The organism is Corallococcus sp. AS-1-12 (assembly GCF_020036995.1).
Classification (GTDB): Bacteria; Myxococcota; Myxococcia; order Myxococcales; family Myxococcaceae; genus Corallococcus.
Genome location: NZ_JAIQDD010000001.1, coordinates 321,784 through 341,396 on the forward strand (window position 1 = coordinate 321,784; position 19,613 = coordinate 341,396).

Below are 19,613 nucleotides of genomic sequence, written 5' to 3' on the forward strand. Positions count from 1 at the left end.
GAGGATTGACCTTGAATTTCATCTCTCGTGCGCTGGTGCTGGGCTCGCTGTCGACCGTGGTGGGCTGTGCGTCGATGAAGGGCGGCACCAAGACGCCGGACACGACGGAGCCGAAGCCGTCGACGGCGTCGCTGGTGGACTACTGCGACGACACGCAGAAGGCCATCTCCAAGGAGGCGGACACGCTGGCCAGCCCCTACGGGATTGATCAGCACCTGGACAAGAACTTCCCGGACCGCAAGGTGTCCTGGCTGATGACGGACAGCGCGTACCAGAAGTTCGTGGTGCAGACGGGCGCGAAGAACTTCGGCCGCTGCAACGACACGGCCTGCTACCTGTTCGCGGCGCCGTCGGCGTCCATCCACGGCGCGGTGGAGAAGGCGAAGACGGCGGACGGCAAGCACGACCCCGCGGTGCTGGGCCAGGCGCTGGGCCTGCCGGCGAAGAACTTCGAAGGCCCTCTGCGGATGATGACGCTGGACCTGGGCGCGCAGAAGGTCTGCACGCGCCTGCCGGTGGACGCGGACCCCGGCGTGTGGAAGTGCCAGACGCCCGAGGACACCGACTGCTTCAAGTTCGGCGGCTACACGTCCGGCGGCGCGCCGGAGGTGATGGTCATCAACGCGCCGGTGGCGGACACGCAGGTGGCGGAGATCCCGTGAGCGACGAGGAGGTGCTCCTCCAGAGCCCGCTCCTGTACCGCGTGCTGCGCGGGCGGGACGGGGGGCTGTCCATCGAAGTGGTGGTGGGCGGCTTCGTCCAGTTCGAGGTGCGCGTGCGCCTGAACGCGGAGGAGACGGAGTCCTTCCAGAAGGAGGGACGCGCGTTCGCGGACCGGCTGGCCCAGGCCATCATGGCCAACCCGCCCTTCGGCGGCCGGTCCGTGAAGCTGCCCGTGTCGTGACGCCTTCGCGGGGACCCGCCGCACGCGGGTCCCCGTCGCAAGCGCACTACGGCGTGGCGGCGGTGTTGCCGGGGATGTCCACCAACTCCACCTCGAAGGTGAGCACGGCGTTGGGCGGGATGCGCGAGCCCGTGGGCGGGCGCTCTCCGTACGCGGTGCTCGCGGGGCAGGTGAGCTTCGCCTTGCCGCCGACCTTCATCTTCTGCACGCCCTGGGTCCAGCAGGGGATGACGCCGTTGAGCGGGAACTCCACCGCCATGCCGCGCTTGTAGGAGCTGTCGAACTCCGAGCCGTCCACCAGCGTGCCCTGGTAGTGCACCTTCACGGTGTCGATGGCGCGGGGCGACTTGCCGGTGCCGGCCTTGAGCTCGCGGTAGATGACGCCGGAGGGCAGCCGCGTGGCGCCGGGCTCCTTGGACGCGCGGTCCAACGTCGCGACGTTGACCTGGGCCATGCGCGCCTTGGCGAGCGTCTGGATCTTCGACGCGTACTCCTTCGGATCCACCGCGGGCGGAGCGCCGGCGACCGCGTCCTGGATGCCGCGCTGGAGCAGCGCCAGCTCCTCCGGGGTGAGGGCGAGCGCCGTCACGCTCTGGCCCAGCGAGAGGCCGAGCGAATAGATGGTCTTCTGATCCTCCGTCTTGAGGTCCACGGGCTCCTGGGCGGAGGCCGCCTTCGCGGGGGCCGCGGGCGCGGCGGCCGGCTTGGAGCTCTTCGTCGGGGCCTGGGCCAGGGCGAGGCCCGGAGCACCGAGCATCAGGACCAGGGCTGCCTTCCACTGCATACGCATGCTGCCGCCTTTCACGAGAATGGCAGGGACCATAGCGCCGCTCGCGCGCCGCCGGTCGCTCATCCGCGCGCACAGGCCAACGCGAAGAATCCAGCGAGCGGAAAACCACGGCGCACGCAGGCCTGCCTGGGGGGCGGGAAGGGCGCCGTTTTCTTGCGCGCATGACGTCTGAACGTACTGTGCCTTCAGGTCGCTGCACCCCCGCAGCAGGCTGTTGCACCAGCCGGAGGTCATGAGCCAATGAGCGAGAAGCGGAAGGCCAATCGGGCGCCCCTGGACATCTACCTCAACAAGTACATGGGCGGCGTGCCGTACATGACCCGGGCCGCGGACATCAGCCAGGAGGGCGTCAGCCTCTCGCGCCTCATCGAGCCCCAGCACGACGCGCGCCGCGTGGGCCTCCAGTTCCAGCTCCCCGGCTCCGAGGAGATCATCTACGCCGAGGGTGAAGTCGTACGCGAGTGGAAGGAGCTGGGCCGCAAGGAGCAGTCCGGCGTGCGCTTCACGCTGCTCACCGAGCGGCACCGCAAGATGATCGACGCCTACGTCGACCGTCACAGCGAAGGCAACTGACACAAGGCGTTACCCTCCGCGTGCGTCACCGCGATTGCGCGGTGCCACCGGCGGTTCGCGGTCCCCCGCGCTGGACCCCTCAGGCGGATCCGACTGTCCCCGGGTCGCCTTGACTTCGCGCGAAGTGCCCCCCTTGAATGACCGGAGAGGTTCCCTGTGCGCTCGCCGACGTGTCGCGGCGACAACGGGAGGAGTGCTCCGTGAGGCGTTCGCTGTGGGGATTGTTGCTGGTCGTGCCGCTGACGGCGCTGGGCCAGGGCAAGGACGCGAAGGTCGCCGCACCCGCCACGCCCGCCGCTGAGCCCGCGCGCGGCGCGGGCACTCCGGGCATCAACTGGGAGGGCCCGGTCCTGCGCGCCACGGGCGCCGGAGCCCCGGACCTCAAGGCCGCCAACCCCGGGCAGGCGCGCCTGGGCGCCGAGCGCGCCGCGAAGCAGGACGCGTTCCGCAACCTGCTGGAGCAGGCCAGGAGCATCCAGGTGAGCGCGGGCCGCACGGTGGGCGACGAGCTGGCGCGCGACGAGGTGAAGAGCCGCGTCGAGGGCGCCATCCGCGGCTACAAGGTCGTGGCCACGCGCTACTTCTCCGACAGCGGCGTGGAGATGGACGTGGAGGTGCCGCTCGCGGTGCTCTCCGCGGCCCTGACGCCCGCGCAGGAGCCGGCCATCGTGCTCAACGCCGAGGGCGCGGCGAAGTACACGGGGCTCGTGGTGGACGCGCGAGGGCTGGGCGCGAAGCCGGTGCTCGCGCCCCGGCTGGTGGACGCGACGGGCAAGGCGCTCTACGGCGCGACGGTGCTCACGCCAGAGGCGCGCGGCACGGCCGGCGTCGCGGCCTGGTTCAACAGCCTGGACGCGGCCCGGAAGGCGTCGCGCGTGGGCGACAAGCCCCTGGTGGTGAAGGCCGCGCAGCTCCAGGGCTCCGACCTGGTCCTGAGCGCCGAGGGCATCCGCGCGCTCACCGAGGCGAACACCCGCTTCCTGGCCGAGGGCCGGGTCGTCATCGTCACGCAGTGATGGCCGTGGGCTCCTTCCGGAGGACGGCGGTGCTCGCGCTGGCGGCGATGCTCACGGGCGCCTGCGCGGCGAAGCAGGAGCAGCCCGCGACGGTGGCCCGCGCGGAGCAGTTGATGGCGTCCAACTCCGCCAAGCGCGGCGACCTGGTGCTCCGGTGCGAGCCCTCGGACGCGCAGGTCCTCCTGGACGGCGTGGAGCAGGGGACGTGCACCGACTTCGCCGGGGTGTCGCGGAGCCTGCGGTTGGGGGACTCCGACTTCCACCAGGTGGAGGTGAAGAAGCGCGGGTTCTACCCCTACACGACCTACTACCAGCCCCGTGGCGCGCGGGTGACGTTGAACGTGAAGCTCCGGCCCCTGGCGCCCGAAAGCGGCGGCGTTTCGCCCTGAAGCTCCGGGCGCGTCCCGGGACGGCCTCGTCCGCGCCAGGGTCGGCGCCCCGCACCGCGAGGGGGCGGGCGACGCCCCGAGCCTGCTCAAGGGCAGCAATCAGGGCCTGAAGACGCCGTAGGATGGGCGGGGACAGGAGGCGGTCATCGGACGTCGCAAGAGAGGCAGTGAGCGCGCGCTGAAGGGGGCCCCCCAGCCCATCGCGACCCCGGAGGTGTCCCCGGTGCTGCACGTCGTGCACCCGGAGCCCGTGCCTCCGCCGGGCGACCCCGCGGCGCTGGACGAGGCGGAGGCCCGCCGGGTCGACTTCATCTGGTCCGGCGTGATGGTGGGCTCGCTGGCGCTGGTGTTCGCGCTCCTGTCCGTGTTCGGCGGGGTGGCGGTGCCGGTGCTGCTGGCGCTGACGGGCGCGTACGCGTTCAACCCGCTGGTGACGCTGCTGGAGAGGCGCGGCGTGGACCGCACCTGGGGCACGTCCATCCTCTTCTTCGCGGGCACGCTCCTGATGGTGGGCGCGGGCCTGTACCTGGTGCCGGTGTTCCGCGACGAGGCGGCGAAGCTGCCCGGCTTCTTCCAGCGCGCCAGCACCCAGGTGGTGCCGCAGGTGGAGTCGCTGCTGGGCGTGTCGCTGCCGGACCTGGTGAGCCAGCGCACCGCGGAATTGGGGGAGAAGGCCTCCGAGCTGCTCCAGAGCGCGGGCCCCACGGCGGCGCGGCTGGTGGCGAGCTTCGCCGGCAACACCGCGCGCTTCGCGGCCACGCTGCTGGGCCTGTCGGTGGTGCCGGTGCTGGCGTTCTTCTTCCTCCAGGACTACCCGCGCCTCATGGGGCGCATCCAGGACCTGCTGCCGCGCCGCTCCGTGGTGCTGGTGACCCAGCGCTTCCGCGAGGTGGACGAGGTGCTGTCCGCCTTCGTGCAGGGCCAGCTCACCGTGGGCGCCATCCTGTCGGTGCTCTACGCGGTAGGCCTGTCCCTGGCGCGCATCGACCTGGCCATCGCCATTGGACTCATCGCCGGCTTCGGCAACATGGTGCCCTACCTGGGCACGGGCATCGGCGTGGTGCTGGCCCTGCTGGGCGTTCTGCTGTCCTGGCAGGGGCCGTGGCAGCTCGCGGTGGTGGCGGCGACCTTCATCATCGGGCAGTTGGCCGAGGGCTTCGTCATCACCCCGCGCGTGGTGGGGGAGAAGGTGGGCCTGGCCCCCGTGGCGGTCATCATCGCCGTGCTCGCCTTCGGTGAGCTGTTCGGCTTCGTGGGCATCCTGCTGGCCGTCCCGGCGAGCGCCATCCTCAAGGTCGTCCTGAGCGTCGTCCTCCAGCGCTACCGCCGCACGCAGCTCTACAAGGGGAGTGTGCAGGGGCCGTGACGAAGCTGGAGAAGCTGCACCAGGAGATCATCGCGTGCCGGGCCTGCCCCCGGCTGGTGGCGTGGCGCGAGGAGGTGGCCCGCGTGAAGCGGCGCGCCTACCGCGACTGGGACTACTGGGGGAAGCCCGTCCCCGGCTTTGGCGACCCGAAGGCCCGGCTGATCATCGTGGGGCTGGCGCCCGCCGCGCACGGGGCCAACCGCACGGGGCGGATGTTCACCGGGGACCGCTCCGGGGACTTCCTCTACGCGGGCCTGCGGCGCGCGGGCTTCGCGAACCAGGGGCACAGCGAGCACCGGGACGACGGGCTGAAGCTGACGGACGCCTTCATCGTCGCGGCCGGCCGGTGCGCGCCGCCGGACAACAAGCCGCTGCCGGAGGAGCTGGCCCGCTGCGCCCCGTTCCTGGACCGGGAGATGGCGCTGTTGCCCGGCCGGGTGCTGCTCGCCCTGGGGGCCATCGGGTGGAACGCCGCGCTGGCCTCGGCCGCCCGCACGGGCGGTCCGCTCCCCACGCCCCGTCCCGCCTTCGGCCACGGCGCCGAGTTCCGGCTGCCGGACGGCCGGTGGCTCGTGGGCAGCTACCACGTCAGCCAGCAGAACACCCAGACGGGGAGGCTCACCCCCGCCATGTTCGACGCGGTGATGAAACGCGTCCGGGCGTTGTTGGAGACGTGAACGCGGGGAAGATCAGGGCCCGCGCTCATGTTCCTTGACAGGTGCGGGAGCCCGCTGTTATTCCCCGCGCCCATCCGCACGACGGGTCGTTAGCTCAGCGGTAGAGCACTACCTTGACACGGTAGGGGTCAGTGGTTCGATCCCACTACGACCCATCATCAGTAAGTGATCCATCTCGCGGGCGGCAGGCTTTCTCAAAAGCCTGCCGCCCGCGGTTTTTTCCAGCGCAGGGGTTTATCCGCCATGTCCGAATCCATCACGGTGACGCTCCCCGACGGCAGCCAGAAGCAGACCGCCCGGGGCACGACCATCGCGGACTTCGTGAAGGGCAGCATCGGCGTGGGGCTCGCGAAGGCGGCCCTGTTCGCCCGGGTCAACGGCCAGGACATGGACCTGGCCCGGACGCTCGACGAGGACGCGAAGCTGCAGATCTTCACGTCCAAGAGCCCGGAAGGCCTGGACCTCATCCGTCACGACGCCGCGCATGTGGTGGCCAGCGCCGTGCAGAAGCTGTTCCCCGGCACGCAGGTGACCATCGGTCCCGCGACGGAGGAGGGCTTCTACTACGACTTCTTCCGCGAGAAGCCCTTCACCCCGGAGGAGCTGGAGAAGATCGAGGCCGCGGCCAACGCGGAGCTCAAGCAGGACGCGCCCTTCGTCCGCACGGAAATCTCCATGGAGGACGCCATCAAGCTCTTCGAGGAGAAGGGCGAGAAGTTCAAGGTGGAGATCGTCAAGGACATCGCCGCCAAGGGCGCCAAGACGCTCACGCTCTACACCCACGGCGACTGGGTGGACTTCTGCCTGGGGCCCCACGCGCCCAGCACGGGGAAGATCGGCGTCATCAAGATCCTCTCCTCCAGCGGCGCGTACTGGCGCGGCGACCACCGCAACCCCATGCTCCAGCGCGTGTACGGCACGGCCTTCTTCGACAAGAAGGCGCTGGACGCCTACCTCACGCGCATCGAAGAGGCGAAGAAGCGCGACCACCGCAAGCTGGGCAAGGAGCTGGACCTCTTCCACTTCCACCCGTACTCGCCGGGCGCGGCCTTCTGGACGCCCAAGGGCACCGCGCTCTACCAGACGCTGTCCAACTGGATGCGCAACCTCACGGCCGGTGACGGCTACGTGGAGATCAAGACGCCCCTGATGTTCAACAAGGGCCTCTGGGAGACGAGCGGCCACTGGGGCAAGTACAAGGAGAACATGTTCCTGGTGCTCGACAGCGAGTCCGGCGAGCACGACTTCTCCCTCAAGCCGATGAACTGCCCGTCGCACCACCTGTTCTTCGGCTTCAAGAAGCACAGCTACCGCGACCTGCCCCTGCGCCTGCACACCCAGGACGTGCTCCACCGCAATGAGGCGGCCGGCTCCCTGGGCGGCCTCACCCGCGTGCGCCAGTTCGCGCAGGACGACGCGCACATCTACTGCATGGAGAGCCAGATCACCGACGAGGTGCGGCGCTTCGTGCAGCTCCTGGACCGCGTCTACAAGGCGGTGGGCCTCACCTACGCGGTGAAGCTGTCCACGCGCCCCGAGCAGCGCCTGGGCGACGACTCCCTCTGGGACCGCGCCGAGGGCGGCCTCAAGGCGGCGCTGGAGTCGCTGGGGCTGGCGTACGAACTGGCCCCCGGGGACGGCGCCTTCTACGGCCCGAAGATCGACTTCGCGGTGTCGGACAGCATCGGGCGCCGCTGGCAGTTGGGCACCATGCAGTTGGACTACCTGGCCCCGGAGCGCTTCGACCTCACCTACGTGGGCGAGGACAACGCCGAGCACCGCCCGGTGGTCCTCCACCGCGCCATCTTCGGCTCCTTCGAGCGCTTCACCGCCATCCTCATCGAGCACTTCGCGGGCGCCTTCCCGGCGTGGCTGGCCCCGGTGCAGGCCACCATCGTCACCGTGGCGGACCGTCAACTGGACTACGCCCGCAAGGTGCGGGACGACCTGCGCGCCAAGGGCTTCCGCGTGGAGCTGGATGAGCGCGGCATGACGCTCAACGCGAAGATCCGCGAAGCCCAGATGCAGAAGGTCCCCTTCACCCTGGTGGTGGGGGACAACGAGGTGGAGGCCGGCGCCGTCGCCCCCCGCCGGTACGGCGGCGAGGACCTCAAGTCCATGAAGTCCGCGGACTTCGAGGCCCTGCTGGCCAGGGAAGCCACGCTGCCCTGAGCTGTGTGGGGGACTTGACTCTCCGTCCGGGCTGAACTACGTGCCCGGCTTTCCGGGGATTGGAGGACACCCTCCATCCCCGACCGTCGGAGGGTCCTCCCATCGTTCGCGATCAGAGAACCAATCGCCGTATCCGAGCCCGGGAGGTCCGCGTCGTCGGACCCAACGCCGAGCAGCTCGGAGTCATGTCCCTGGAAGCAGCCCTGGCACGCGCCCAGGCGGACGGCCTCGACCTCGTCGAGATCTCCCCCATGGCCAAGCCGCCGGTCTGCAAGATCATGGACTACGGCAAGTTCAAGTACGAGGAGAAGAAGAAGGCCTCGGAAACGAAGAAGAAGCAGGTCGTGGTCCACCTCAAGGAGGTGAAGCTCCGCCCCAAGACGGAGGAGCACGACTACGAGTTCAAGGTCCGCAACACCCGCCGGTTCCTGGAAGAGGGGAACAAGGCGAAGATCACCATCCAGTTCCGGGGTCGTGAAATCACCCACAAGGAGCTGGGGAGCGCCATCCTGGACGATGTGGTGAAGGACCTGAAGGAAATCGCGGTGGTGGAGCAGAACCCCCGGATGGAGGGGCGCCAGATGTTCATGATCCTGGCCCCCAACCCGAAGGTGGCGCAGCGCGCCCGCGAGCTGGCCCGGCAGCAGGTGGAGGCGGCCGGAAAGAAGCAGGAGGCCAGGCCAGCGGTCGCCGCGGCGGTCGTTTCAGCGTCGGCTGTAGGAAATCCTGCCCCCGTCGCGGCAAAAGAGTGATAGAGGCTTCCGCCCAAAGCGTCCGGGGACCGTGTGCCCCGGACCGCCGTCAGTCACGAAGATTGCCGGCCGACAGGAAGCAGAAGGAAGGTTTGGGATCATGCCCAAGTTGAAGACCCGCAGCGCCGCGAAGAAGCGCTTCCACGTGAAGAAGAGCGGCCAGGTGAAGTTCGGCAAGGCGTTCAGCAAGCACCTGTTCACCTTCTCCAAGACGCCCAAGCAGAAGCGCGGCAACCGTGGCACGGGCCACCTGCGCGACATGGACGCGAAGAAGGTCATCAAGGAGCTGTTCCCCTACGGCGCCTGAGTCGTCCTCGGGTTTGAACCAATCGTGAGTCCTGGCGGAGCGGCGTGAGGCCAGCGCCCCGGGGCTCCCTTCCAGAAGTCAGGAGTGTGTCATGCGCGTCAAAAAGGGTTTCAAGGCTCGTCGTCGTCGTAATCGCATTCTCAAGCTTGCGAAGGGCTTCCGCGGCCGTCGCAAGAACTGCTACCGCCGTGCGAACCAGGCCGTCGAGCGCGCCCTGGACTACGCCACCCGCGACCGCGCGGTGCGCAAGCGCAACTTCCGCTCCCTGTGGATCGTCCGCATCAACGCGGCCGCTCGCACGGTGGGCCTGTCCTACTCGAAGCTGATCGCCGGCCTGGCGAAGGCGAAGATCTCCCTGGACCGCAAGGTCCTGTCGGATCTGGCCATCGCGGACCCCGCGGGCTTTGCCGCCATCGCCAACATCGCGAAGGCAGCCTGAGACACGGCCGGCGGTGACGCCGGCTCCCGAAGCTGAAACGGGCTGCCTCCACCAGGGGGCGGCCCCTTTTTTTTGCCCGGCGCCAGAAGGCGTTCCGGGGCGTGAACGGAAGGCGGGAAGAGGACCATGCGAGACCGGTTGCAGGCGTTGGCGGACGCGGCGCGCCAGGAGATCTCCGGCGTGTCGGAGCCCTCGCAGGTGGAGGCGTTGCGCATCCGCTACCTGGGCAAGAAGGGCGAGCTGTCCGCGGTACTGGGCGGCATGGGCAAGCTGCCCCCGGAGGAGCGGCGCGCCCTGGGCGAGGTGGCCAACAGCGTCAAGGCGGAGCTGGAGCAGCTCCTGGCGGACGCCACGAAGCGCGCGGAGGACGCGGCGCTGGAGGCCCAGTTGAAGGGCCCCAGGCTGGACGTGACGCTGCCCGGGCGCGCGGTGCTGCCCGGCGGACGGCACCCGGTGTCGCGCACGCTGGAGGACATCGTCCGGACGTTCGCGCGGCTCGGGTTCGAGGTGGCGGTCGGCCCGGAGATCGAGCTCGACTACTTCAACTTCGAGGCGCTGAACCTGCCCAAGGACCACCCCGCGCGGGACATGCAGGACACGTTCTACGTGGACGAGCCCAGCCTGGGGCACGCGAAGAAGGCGGACAGCCCGTCGCTTTTGCGCACGCACACGTCGCCGGTGCAGGTGCGGCACATGCTGTCGCGCAAGCCGCCCATCCGCGCGGTGATGCCGGGCCGGGTGTACCGGCGCGACTCGGACATCACGCACACGCCCATGTTCCACCAGGTGGAGGGCCTGCTGGTGGACAAGGACGTGAGCTTCGCGGAGCTGAAGGGGACGCTGGACGCGTTCGTGAAGGCGTTCTTCGGCTCGGAGACGCGCACGCGCTTCCGCCCGTCGTTCTTCCCCTTCACGGAGCCCTCCGCGGAGGTGGACGTCACCTGTGCGTCCTGCGGCGGCAAGGGCTGCCGCGTGTGCAAGCAGACCGGCTGGCTGGAGGTGCTGGGCAGCGGCATGGTGCACCCGAACGTCTTCACCGCCGCGGGCTACGACCCGACGGAGGTGACGGGCTACGCGTTCGGCATGGGCGTGGAGCGCCTGGCCATGCTGCGCTACGGCATCGACGACCTGCGGATGATGTTCGAGAACGACGCGCGCTTCCTCGCGCAGTTCTGATTCCGGCCCACCACTCAAGAGGACAACCCCGTGAAGATTTCAGTGAAGTGGCTGGGTGATTACGTCGCGCTGCCGCCGTCCGTGGACGAGCTGGCGCGCAAGCTGACCGCTGCGGGCCTGGAGATCGAGGGCGTGGAGCGCCCCGGCGAGGGCCTGCGCGGCGTGGTGGTGGCGCAGATCCGCGAGTCGGTGCAGCACCCCAACGCGGACAAGCTGTCCGTCACGCAGGTGGACATCGGCGGCTCCGCGCTGTTCCAGGTGGTGTGCGGCGCGAAGAACTTCAAGGTCGGCGACAAGGTGCCGCTGGCCACGGTGGGCGCGAAGCTGCCCAACGGCATGGAGATCAAGCAGGCCGCGCTCCGGGGCGTGGACAGCTTCGGCATGCTCTGCTCCGCGAAGGAGCTGGGCATCACGGAGGACTCGTCCGGCCTGCTCATCCTCCCCGCGGACACGAAGCTGGGCCTCCCCATCGCGGAGGCCCTGGGGCTGGATGACTCCGTGCTGGAGGTGAACGTCACCCCGAACCGGCCGGACGCGCTCAGCCACCTGGGCATCGCGCGCGAGGTGGGCGTGGTGACGGGCGCGCCGCTGAAGGTGCCCCAGCCGAAGCCCGCGGAGTCCGGCAAGGCCGTGGCGGAGCGGGTGAAGGTGCGCATCGACGCGAAGGAGCGCTGCTCGCGCTACGCGGCGCGGGTGGTGGAGGGCATCACCATCCAGCCGTCGCCGCAGTGGATGCAGGACCGGCTGAAGGCGTGCGGCGTGCGCGCCATCAACAACGTGGTGGACGTCACCAACTACGTGCTCCTGGAGTACGGCCAGCCGCTGCACGCGTTCGACCTGGAGAAGGTGGCGGGCCAGGAGATTGTGGTCCGCACCGCGAAGCCGGGCGAGAAGCTGCGCACGCTGGATGACAAGGAGCGCACGCTGGACGCGGACGACCTGGTCATCGCGGACCGCGACCGCGCGCAGGCGCTGGCGGGCGTGATGGGCGGCGGCGACAGCGAGGTGACGCAGGGCACGAAGCGCATCGTCATCGAGTCCGCGCACTTCCACGGCTCCGGCGTGCGCCGGTCCGCGAAGCGCTACGCGCTGCACACGGAGGCGTCGCACCGCTTCGAGCGCGGGGCGGACCTGGACGCGGTGCTGCCGGCGTTGGACCGGGCCGCGCAGCTCATCGCGGAGCTGTCGGGCGGCACGGTGGCGCCGGGCCGGGTGGACGTGCAGCCCGAGCCCCTGGCGCCGCGCCGGGCGACGCTGCGCTACGCGCGGGTGGAGAAGGTGCTGGGCGTGGCGGTGCCGGAGGCGGAGGTCCGGCGCATCCTGACGGCGCTGGGCTTCAAGTCCGTGGAGGAGTCGCAGGGGCAGACGACGTACGAGGTGCCGCGGGCGCGCGTGGACGTGGAGCGCGAGGAGGACCTGATGGAGGAGGTCGCCCGCGTGTACGGCTACGACAACATCCCGGCGCGGCTGCCGCGCGGGCTGGAGACGCTGGCGCCGGAGCCGCTGTCCATGGAGGCCGAGCGCCGGCTGCGCCACGCGCTGGGCGGCGCGGGGCTGTCCGAGGTGGTGAACTACTCGTTCGTGGCGCCGAAGTCGCTGGAGGTGCTGGGCGGGAAGGAAGCGCCCATCGCGCTGATGAACCCGCTGAGCGTCGAGCAGTCGGTGATGCGCACGAGCCTGCTGCCGGGCCTCTTGGAGAACCTGTCGCGCAGCGTGCGCCACCAGGTGGAGTCGGTGGGCCTCTACGAGACGGGCCGGGCGTACTTCCGGGACGCGGAAGGCGGGCAGGGCATGCGCCCGGCGGCTCGCGAGGTGCCGCGCGTGGCGGGCCTGGTGTGGGGCCTGCGGGGCGGTGGCCGGAGCTGGACGCAGAAGGACTCGCGCGTGGACTTCTACGACGCGAAGGGAGCGGTGGAGGCGCTGCTGCACGCCCTGCACGTGGAGAGCGCGGCCTTCACCCCGGCGGAGGCCCCGGCGTACCACCCGCGGAGCTGCGCGCAGGTGGCGCTGAAGGACGGGACGGTGCTGGGCCTGGTGGGCGAGGTGCACCCGCGCGTGGCGAAGGCGCTGGGCCTGCCGGAGGGCGTGTTCGTGTTCGAGCTGGACACGGAGCCGCTGTACGCGGCGGCGCGGCTGGTGCCTCAGGCGGCGGCGCTGCCGAAGTACCCGGCGGTGCTGCGCGACCTGGCGGTGGTGGTGCCGCTGGAGCTGCGCAACGAGGAGGTGCGCCGGGTCATCCTGGAGGTCGGGGCGCCGCTGGTGGAGGACGCGCTGGTGTTCGACGTCTACACGGGCAAGCCCATCCCCGAGGGGAAGAAGAACCTGGCGTACGCCTTGAGGTACCGCTCGCCCGAGCGGACGCTGACCGACGCGGAGGTCACGGCGGCCCACCAGCGCATCATCACGGAGGTGAACCAGCGGCTGGGGGCGGCGCTGCGCGCCTGAATTCCTGAATGAAGTCAGGACGTTGACACGGTTCGGGGAAGGCTGACACCATGCCCCGCGTTCACCGGTCCATCACGGGTGCCAGAGGACTCGCATGACGAAAGCGGACATCATCGAGGGCGTCTACGAGAAGGTCGGCTTCTCCAAGAAGGAGTCGGCGGAGATCGTCGAGCTCGTCTTCGACACCGTGAAGGAGACGTTGGAGCGCGGGGACAAGATCAAGATCTCCGGGTTCGGAAACTTCCAGGTGCGCCAGAAGAAGGCGCGCGTGGGGCGCAACCCGCAGACGGGCAAGGAGATCGAGATCAGCGCCCGCCGGGTGCTGACCTTCCGGCCGAGCCAGGTGTTGAAGAGCGCGCTGAACGGCGAGGCACCGCCGGAGAACCACGCGGAAATCGACGCGCAGGAGGATGCGGCGGCGGACGCGGCGGAGGCCCGGGGCGAGGACTTCGACGAGGGAATGGAAGAGGGCGACGAGTAGGTTTTTTTCACCGGCGCCCGTCACCTCGCGCTTGACCCAGGAAAGCGGCGAGGGCATAAGGCAGCACCGTTTCACGACGGCGGTTTTCGGGGCGTAGCGCAGCCTGGTAGCGCACTTGCTTGGGGTGCAAGTGGTCGCAGGTTCAAATCCTGTCGCCCCGACCAAATAGAGGCCCTGGAGTTTCCGGTGCGAGCCGGTGACTCCAGGGCCTTTGTCTTTGGGGACTCGACACTCCCGCGGCGACCTGGGCTCCTGCCCGGTTCGAGGGATGCGTCAGCGCGTGCCGGACGGCGGGCAGTAGGCGCCCGTCAGCATGGACCAGAGCTGGGCGGACTCGGTGGGGAAGAAGAGGTAGCTGCCGGCGCGGGTGAAGACGCCGGACTCGCCAGACCCCGCGCCGTAGATTCCGGGCGCCGAGCCCATGGGGCCGGGGATGATGTCCTCGACCAGCCGGGCGCGGCCCTGGAAGACCTTCCACGGCTCGAACCCGTGCGTGCCGTCGTCCGCCGCGAAGTAGAGTTTGCGGCTGGCCACCGTGAGGCCGTAGGGCGAGGAGCCCTCCGCGCCCGGGCGGATGTCTCGCGCGAGCCGCGTGCCCGCGGTGGTGCCGTCACTCCGCCACAGCTCGCGCCCGTGCACACCGTCGTCCGCGGAGAAGTAGAGCAGGCCCTCGAACACGGTCAGCCCCCGGGGATAGGAGCCCTCCTGGCCCGGGAAGATGTCCGCCAGCCGCCCCGTGCCTTCGGGCGTGCCGTCGCTCCGCCACAGCTCCACGCCAGCGCCGGGGTAGTCACTCTCCACGGCGGTGAAGTAGAGGTTGCCGGCATAGGCGGTGAAAGAGAACGGCGTGTCCACCTCGTCCCAGTAGTAGAGCGGCGTGGCGGCGTCCGGGGTGCCGTCGCTCACGTAGAGGAACGGGGAGCCGTCCGTCTCGTCCACCAGGAAGAACACCCGGTCACCCACGGCGATCAACTGGAAGACGGCGGTATCCCCGCCACCGCCCACGCGGAAGAGCTCCTCGACGGCCTTGGTGGGGGACACCTCCAGCACCGCGTGGGGCTCCAGGTCCTTGTCCACGTACGCCTCGAAGACGAGATTGCCGCTGGCCGTCTCCACGAGCTCGTCGGGGAAGCTGGAGGGAGGGCCCGGGTTCACGTCCAGGTACAGCCGGGTGCCCGCGGGCGTGCCGTCGCTGGCCCACAGCTCGACGCCATGCTCCGGGGTGTACATGCGGAAGAACAGCCGGCTGCGGAACTCGCCCAGCACCGTCAGGCTTGAGCGGGGGGAGGGCGACGAAGGCTCGGTGATCAGCGGGAGGGTTCCGGCCGTGGTGCCGTCCGTCCTCCAGAGGGTGCGGCCCACGGTGAAGAAGAGCAGCCCGCGCGCCTCCGTCAGGCTGCCTACCGGGGCGTCGAAATCGCGGAACAGGCGCGTGCCTGCGGGCGTCCCATCGCTGCTCCAGAGCGCTGGGCCGTGGATGCCGTCGTTCACGGGGAAGTAGAGCGTCCCCTTCACGCCTGTCAGCTCATACGGCTCCGCGAACTGCCCTCCGGCCGAGAAGTCCGCGAGCCTCGTGGCGGAGGGGCACGTGTCCTCGCTCGCGAGCCTGTCCGGCGCTTCCTGCGACGCGGGCACTTCGCCTGACTCCGAGGGCGCCACTCCGCATGCGGCCACCCCGAGCGCCAGCAGCCAAGCACACGACTTCCATCCCCACCTGCCCATCATGACTTCCCCCTCCCGACAGGGCGTGATGCCCCCTCGCGGTGGCCTGCAAGCTTGGGTGGGTGCCAGGGCGCGGCATCTGCTCCCGGGGTTGGGGGCAATGACAGACGCTGGGTGGAGGGATGGACTGCTCAGGCTTGCCTGCCTTGGCGCAGGGCGTGGAGCAGTCAGGTCCGGGCCTGCCAGGTCAGCCACTCTCCCGGACGTGCCAACTCCACGCTCACCTTCCGCTTGCGCGCGGCGGCCAAGAGCAGCGCCTCCGCGTCTGGGACCTCCTGGTAGTCATCGGAGGCGGCGACGCCGTAATGGATGGGCACGAGGAGCCGCGCTTCCAGGACGACGGCCGCGGCTACCGCCTGCTCGGGCGTCAGGACGGCGTGCACGTCGCTCACGGGCTTCCGCCAGCCGAAGCGCGCTCCGTTGATGGGCAGGAAGGCCGCGTCGAAGGGGCCGAACTGACGCCCGATACGCCACCAGGAGCCGTGCCAGAGCGTGTCGCCGCAGTGGATGACGCGGCGGCCTCCTCCAGAGACGATCCACGAGACCTGGGGATCTCCATAACCGTCCGCCGCGGGGACGGCGGTGGCGGTGAAGTCGTTGAGCAGGATGGGCTCGTAGAGCGGAGCGGACCGCACGCGGAGGCCCGACGCCGCGGCCGCCACGGCCACGTCCGGGGCGCACACCAGCGTCCCGGTGTCCCCCAACGCCTGACGGACGGCGACCGGATCGAAGTGGTCGGAGTGGCGATGCGTCACCAGGACGAAGCGGTTCCCGCCGCTCACGTCCAGCGGGACGAGCGGGTCCTTCAGCGCGGTCCCCCACACGGTGGGATCGATCAGCGGATCCACGAAGAGCGTGTCCTGTCCGAGCCGCAGCCGCACTCCGGCCCAGGCCAGCCGCTGGGCACGAAGCGCGGCGTTGTCGGCAGCCTTCGCCGCGCGGCCCATGCCAGCGGGCAGCAGGACCGCGCCCACCGAAAACGCAGCCGCCGCACGCAGGAAGTCGCGGCGACTTGCCCGATCGTTCCGGCTCTCGCTGTTCGAGGGGCCTACCCGTTGCTCCCCCTCGATGCGCTCACACGCGCATGGCCGTACGACAGGGCTCTGCGTCCTCGGGAAGCTGTCTGTGTGGGGCATCCGTCCGTCCTCCTGGCATTGGAAGTCCCACGTTACGGATGGGCGCTACATGAGCACAGCGAAACGATTTCGCGATGATGATGAATCGCGTTCATGTGAAGCTGCCCGGCATGCTCGAGCTCCGTCACTTCAGGCTGATTGCCGCGGTCGCCGACACGGGGAGCCTGGCCGCGGCGAGCCGGCAGCTTCACCTCACGTCCTCGGCACTGAGCCACCAGCTCCGTGACGCCGAGGAGCGCCTGGGCGTGCAGCTCTTCCAGCGCCGCCAGCGACGGCTGCTCCTGACCGGCTCGGGAGAGAAGCTGCTCCTCTCCGCTCGGCGGGTGTTGAGCGAGGTGGCCCAGGCCGAGACGATCTGCCGCGCGCACCCTCAGGACGACCTGCTCCGTCTCAGCACGGGCTGCTACACGGTGTATGGCTGGCTGCCGCCCATCCTCGGGCAGTGGCAGGCCGAGCATCCACGCGTCGAGCTGCGCATCGTCCTGGAGGCCACTCGTCAGCCGCTCGGGGCGCTGCTGAATGGCGAGTTGGATCTCGCCTTGACCCCGGACGTCCCGAAGCAGGCCCGACTGGCGCAGACCCCGCTCTTCGAGGACGAACTCCTGCTGGTGGTCCCCGCGGGCCATGCGCTGGCGCGGCAGGGACATGTCACGGCGCAGGACCTGGTGCGGGAGCACCTGCTCACCTATGCCGCGCCCCGGGAGCAACTTGATGTCTTCACGCGCGTGTTCTGGCCCGCGGGCCTCGAGCCGCACCGGGTCTCTCCGGTGCCCCTCACCGAGGCGTTGATCGAGCTGGTGCGGGGCGGTATCGGCGTGACGGCGCTGCCTGAATGGATGCTGCCGGACCCGCGCCACGGGCTGCAGACCGTGCGGCTCACCCCTCGCGGAATCCGACGCCGCTGGAGCGCGGTCACCCGTGCATCCCGTCAGCGTCCCGCCCCGCTGACCCGCTTCATCCAGCTCCTCCGCGAACGCTTCGCCCTCCACGGCAAGGCAGGACCGCGGGCTCTCTCACGGCAACAGGTGCCGCCGCGCAGGGGTGGAACTCCACGGGCCTCACAGCGAGACTGACAGCGGTGTCCGGTCGCACGGAGCCGCGTTTCCGCGCGAGCGCTCGCGGTCCAACTGCCGCTGTATCCTTCGCAGCTCGCTCCGGCGGATGAGCCGGGAGAACCTCCCGATCAGCCACCAGTACCTCCGGAAGCGTCTCCACGAGGCCGCGTCCGTCGCCGTCACCCTCAGCTCGACACCCAGCCACGCGCCGCCTCCTTCGCGCGGCTCCACCCGGATGTTCCAGGCGAGCTTGCCGAAGCCGGGCTCGCTGAACGCCGTGAAGCTCCCGGGCGTCACTCGCACGAAGTCGATGCGTGGTCGCCAGAAGCGCCCGATGGCGCCGATCACCTTCTCGCTTCCGGGGGCCTCGGCCAGCGCGAGAAAGCCGTTCCCCGGCGCCGCGATGTCGTCGATCCGCATGTGCGGGGACCTCCGCACCGGTCTGCCACGGAGGCGAGCGAGGATGCGCTCGGGGAGCAGCCGGAGCGCGAAGAGCCAGCGGATGAACGGGACGTCGTGCAGATCCATCGCTCGCACGGCGGCCCAGGCCTTCTCGGGGCTCGCGGCGGTGGGCACCCGGTCTACCTCTCGCAACGCGCAGTCGGGCATGAACTGGTGGATGAGCGTCATGCCTTCATCAAGTGCGCTGCGCGCTCCGGACCGGCAAGCAGGGCAGGGCGAGCGGACCGCGCCGCCGGACTCCAGCCCGTCCCTCCCTGTCGGCTGCCGTTCATGGGACCGGCGACGGTTCGGGCTCGAGCGGCGCGACGGCGCCTGGACCGAGGTCCTCGAGCCTGAAGTCATCCATCGTCAACGTGCCGACGCGCTCCAGGGCCAGCCCCATGCTCAGCGCCCGGCCGGCTGAGGGCGCGGGGGGCGTCGTCCACTCGGCGTAGCCGTAGGTGCCTCGCGTGGGCAGCAGGGCGCTCTGGGCCCACCACACCCAGCCGCCTGAAGCGTTGCGGTAGTACGCCTTGAAGAGCGGCGCGGCGGTGGCCTTGTACCAGGCGGACACCCTGTAGCGGTGACCCGTGGTGAGCGGCGGCGCGCACGCTCCGAGATCCTCCAAGGAGATGAGCTTGCGATCCCCGCTGGAGTAGCTGGTGATGCTCAAGCGCTGGGCCCAGTTCCCTGAGTGGGCATCGGAGGTCCGCGACCAGGTGTAGGAGTTGGCGCCATAGCCGCCGCGCTGCCAGCAGTCCGGAGTTCCGTCCCCGTTGCTGTCGGTCTCCAGGGACGGATTCGCCAGCAGTTGCGTGGGAGGGGGCGTGCCCGCGTCGGGCAGTGGCGGCCCGTTGACGGGTGGCTTCACCGCGCCCCCGATGACCTGATCCACCGTGCGCACGAAGGTGCCCCGCGAGGAGCGCGCCGCGAGCCAGTCCAGGAAGGCCGTGAAGGTGGCCACGTTGATGCCGTACGTCTCGGACGTCGGACACGGGCCCGGGCAGATCTCGTGGAAGGCGAGGGGCACCCAGCCACCCCCGGCGGACTCGGCGCGGAGCACCAGGCCTTGCAGGTCCGCCAGCGTCTGGGTTCTCTGGATGGAGCCGTGGTTGCGAATAGCGAATGGGTCCTGTGGCGGAACGGTCTCCGCGTAGGGGCAACCCGAACAACTGTCCGGCGTACGCAGGCCGCCAGACTCTCGCGCGGAGTTGTAGTTGCAACCGATGACGACCTGCTCGGTGGTCGCGTCCCGGGCTCCGGACGGGTAGGCGAACGACGTCACCCGGAACCCCGCGTTCATCAGGGCGACGCGATCGTCGCACACCTGGCGGCGCTGCGAGTCCACGTCCAATGTGGGGAGCTGGACGTGCGACACCGTGTGACCGCCCACCTCGTGGCCAGCGGCCTGGAAGCGCCGGAGCTGATCCAGAGTCAGGTATCCCGAGAGGCCGATCCGCCCGCTGCTGACGAAGAAGGTCCCTCGCAGGCCGCGCGCCTCCAACAAGGCTGCCGCGTTGACCTGGCTGGCCCGCGCGTCATCGAAGGTGATCGAGACAACGAGCTGTCCGGGCTCCAGGACGAGACGCGGCGACTGCGGCTCCAGCGCATCTTCAGACTCGGAGGGCGCGGAGACCTGGCACGCCAGCGCCATCAAGAGGGGAACCACGAACAAGGACAACCCGAGCGCGCGGGCAGGCCGGGGAGAGCGGAAGAAGGGGGGCATGGTGCCCGCCAAGGTGCGTGCTCTTCTCTTGCTGCCTAGGGGCCCG

The 19,613-nt window shown here is 69.9% G+C and carries 19 protein-coding genes, 2 tRNA genes and 1 pseudogene; 17 read left to right on the forward strand and 5 right to left on the reverse strand.

All coding sequences use genetic code 11. The annotated features are described in order from the left end of the window. The first annotated feature begins 11 nt into the window (after nt 1–11). Both K8556_RS01240 and K8556_RS01245 read left to right on the forward strand, forming a co-directional pair. Nucleotides 12–662 (forward strand): hypothetical protein, encoded by a 651-nt coding sequence (locus K8556_RS01240; protein WP_223738190.1) that lies wholly within the window; start codon nt 12–14, stop codon nt 660–662. Next, nucleotides 659–904 (forward strand): hypothetical protein, encoded by a 246-nt coding sequence (locus K8556_RS01245; RefSeq protein ID WP_223738191.1) that lies wholly within the window; start codon nt 659–661, stop codon nt 902–904. Before K8556_RS01240 ends, K8556_RS01245 begins: the two co-directional genes overlap by 4 nt. Nucleotides 905–950: 46 nt before the next feature. Here K8556_RS01245 and K8556_RS01250 read toward each other — a convergent pair whose 3' ends face one another. Continuing rightward, nucleotides 951–1,694 carry an FKBP-type peptidyl-prolyl cis-trans isomerase gene (locus K8556_RS01250; RefSeq protein WP_223738192.1) on the reverse strand — a complete coding sequence of 248 codons (744 nt, stop codon included), beginning with the start codon at nt 1,692–1,694 and terminating at the stop codon, nt 951–953. Nucleotides 1,695–1,934: 240 nt separating this feature from the next. Between K8556_RS01250 and K8556_RS01255 the strand changes: the two genes are divergently transcribed. From K8556_RS01255 to K8556_RS01320, 14 genes and pseudogenes are all read left to right on the forward strand, one after another. Beyond that, nucleotides 1,935–2,267, forward strand: coding sequence for a PilZ domain-containing protein (locus K8556_RS01255; protein ID WP_223738193.1), 333 nt, complete (start codon nt 1,935–1,937; stop codon nt 2,265–2,267). A gap of 200 nt (nt 2,268–2,467) precedes the next feature. Beyond that, on the forward strand, nt 2,468–3,283 hold the full coding sequence (locus K8556_RS01260) for an LPP20 family lipoprotein (protein ID WP_223738194.1): 816 nt from the start codon (nt 2,468–2,470) through the stop codon (nt 3,281–3,283). Further along, the gene (locus K8556_RS01265) at nt 3,283–3,672 is read left to right on the forward strand and encodes a hypothetical protein (protein ID WP_223738195.1); all 390 of its coding nucleotides are present in this window, start codon (nt 3,283–3,285) and stop codon (nt 3,670–3,672) included. The genes K8556_RS01260 and K8556_RS01265 overlap by 1 nt, the downstream gene beginning before the upstream one ends. Nucleotides 3,673–3,895: 223 nt before the next feature. After that, the gene (locus K8556_RS01270; protein WP_223738196.1) at nt 3,896–5,038 is read left to right on the forward strand and encodes an AI-2E family transporter; all 1,143 of its coding nucleotides are present in this window, start codon (nt 3,896–3,898) and stop codon (nt 5,036–5,038) included. Continuing rightward, complete coding sequence (locus K8556_RS01275; protein ID WP_223738197.1) at nt 5,035–5,715, forward strand: uracil-DNA glycosylase; 681 nt, start codon at nt 5,035–5,037, stop codon at nt 5,713–5,715. The genes K8556_RS01270 and K8556_RS01275 overlap by 4 nt, the downstream gene beginning before the upstream one ends. A gap of 83 nt (nt 5,716–5,798) precedes the next feature. Continuing rightward, nucleotides 5,799–5,870 (forward strand) — tRNA-Val (locus K8556_RS01280). A gap of 88 nt (nt 5,871–5,958) precedes the next feature. Continuing rightward, a complete protein-coding gene (thrS, locus tag K8556_RS01285) occupies nt 5,959–7,887 on the forward strand; it encodes a threonine--tRNA ligase (RefSeq protein ID WP_223738198.1) in 1,929 nt (642 codons plus the stop codon). A gap of 59 nt (nt 7,888–7,946) precedes the next feature. Further along, nucleotides 7,947–8,639: a translation initiation factor IF-3 gene (gene infC / locus K8556_RS01290; RefSeq protein WP_223738199.1), complete on the forward strand. Its 693-nt coding sequence runs from the start codon at nt 7,947–7,949 to the stop codon at nt 8,637–8,639. A gap of 100 nt (nt 8,640–8,739) precedes the next feature. Continuing rightward, nucleotides 8,740–8,946 carry a 50S ribosomal protein L35 gene (gene rpmI, locus K8556_RS01295; RefSeq protein ID WP_014397248.1) on the forward strand — a complete coding sequence of 69 codons (207 nt, stop codon included), beginning with the start codon at nt 8,740–8,742 and terminating at the stop codon, nt 8,944–8,946. Between the two features lie 91 nt (nt 8,947–9,037). Further along, entirely contained in the window at nt 9,038–9,385 is a 348-nt protein-coding gene (gene rplT, locus K8556_RS01300) for a 50S ribosomal protein L20 (protein ID WP_014397247.1), read from the forward strand. Between the two features lie 126 nt (nt 9,386–9,511). After that, entirely contained in the window at nt 9,512–10,561 is a 1,050-nt protein-coding gene (pheS, locus tag K8556_RS01305; protein WP_223738200.1) for a phenylalanine--tRNA ligase subunit alpha, read from the forward strand. Between the two features lie 30 nt (nt 10,562–10,591). After that, a complete protein-coding gene (pheT, locus tag K8556_RS01310; RefSeq protein WP_223738201.1) occupies nt 10,592–13,006 on the forward strand; it encodes a phenylalanine--tRNA ligase subunit beta in 2,415 nt (804 codons plus the stop codon). Nucleotides 13,007–13,100: 94 nt separating this feature from the next. After that, nucleotides 13,101–13,379: pseudogene (locus K8556_RS01315) on the forward strand (integration host factor subunit alpha); the annotation flags it as partial. A 195-nt stretch (nt 13,380–13,574) separates the two neighbouring features. After that, nucleotides 13,575–13,651, forward strand: a tRNA-Pro gene (locus tag K8556_RS01320). Nucleotides 13,652–13,760: 109 nt separating this feature from the next. Here K8556_RS01320 and K8556_RS01325 read toward each other — a convergent pair. Both K8556_RS01325 and K8556_RS01330 read right to left on the reverse strand, forming a co-directional pair. Further along, the gene (locus K8556_RS01325) at nt 13,761–15,122 is read right to left on the reverse strand and encodes an ELWxxDGT repeat protein (RefSeq protein WP_223738203.1); all 1,362 of its coding nucleotides are present in this window, start codon (nt 15,120–15,122) and stop codon (nt 13,761–13,763) included. A gap of 254 nt (nt 15,123–15,376) precedes the next feature. Then, nucleotides 15,377–16,183 carry an MBL fold metallo-hydrolase gene (locus K8556_RS01330; RefSeq protein ID WP_223738204.1) on the reverse strand — a complete coding sequence of 269 codons (807 nt, stop codon included), beginning with the start codon at nt 16,181–16,183 and terminating at the stop codon, nt 15,377–15,379. Nucleotides 16,184–16,455: 272 nt separating this feature from the next. Between K8556_RS01330 and K8556_RS01335 the strand changes: the two genes are divergently transcribed. Next, complete coding sequence (locus K8556_RS01335) at nt 16,456–17,418, forward strand: LysR substrate-binding domain-containing protein (protein ID WP_223738205.1); 963 nt, start codon at nt 16,456–16,458, stop codon at nt 17,416–17,418. On the opposite strand, the gene K8556_RS01340 is transcribed toward K8556_RS01335, so the two are convergent. Together K8556_RS01340 and K8556_RS01345 are read right to left on the reverse strand one after the other, a co-directional pair. After that, a complete protein-coding gene (locus K8556_RS01340) occupies nt 17,404–18,030 on the reverse strand; it encodes a hypothetical protein (protein WP_223738206.1) in 627 nt (208 codons plus the stop codon). The two genes, K8556_RS01335 and K8556_RS01340, sit on opposite strands and share 15 nt — an antisense overlap. A 100-nt stretch (nt 18,031–18,130) precedes the next feature. Further along, nucleotides 18,131–19,567 carry a polysaccharide deacetylase family protein gene (locus tag K8556_RS01345; RefSeq protein WP_223738207.1) on the reverse strand — a complete coding sequence of 479 codons (1,437 nt, stop codon included), beginning with the start codon at nt 19,565–19,567 and terminating at the stop codon, nt 18,131–18,133. Nucleotides 19,568–19,613: the final 46 nt, after the last annotated feature.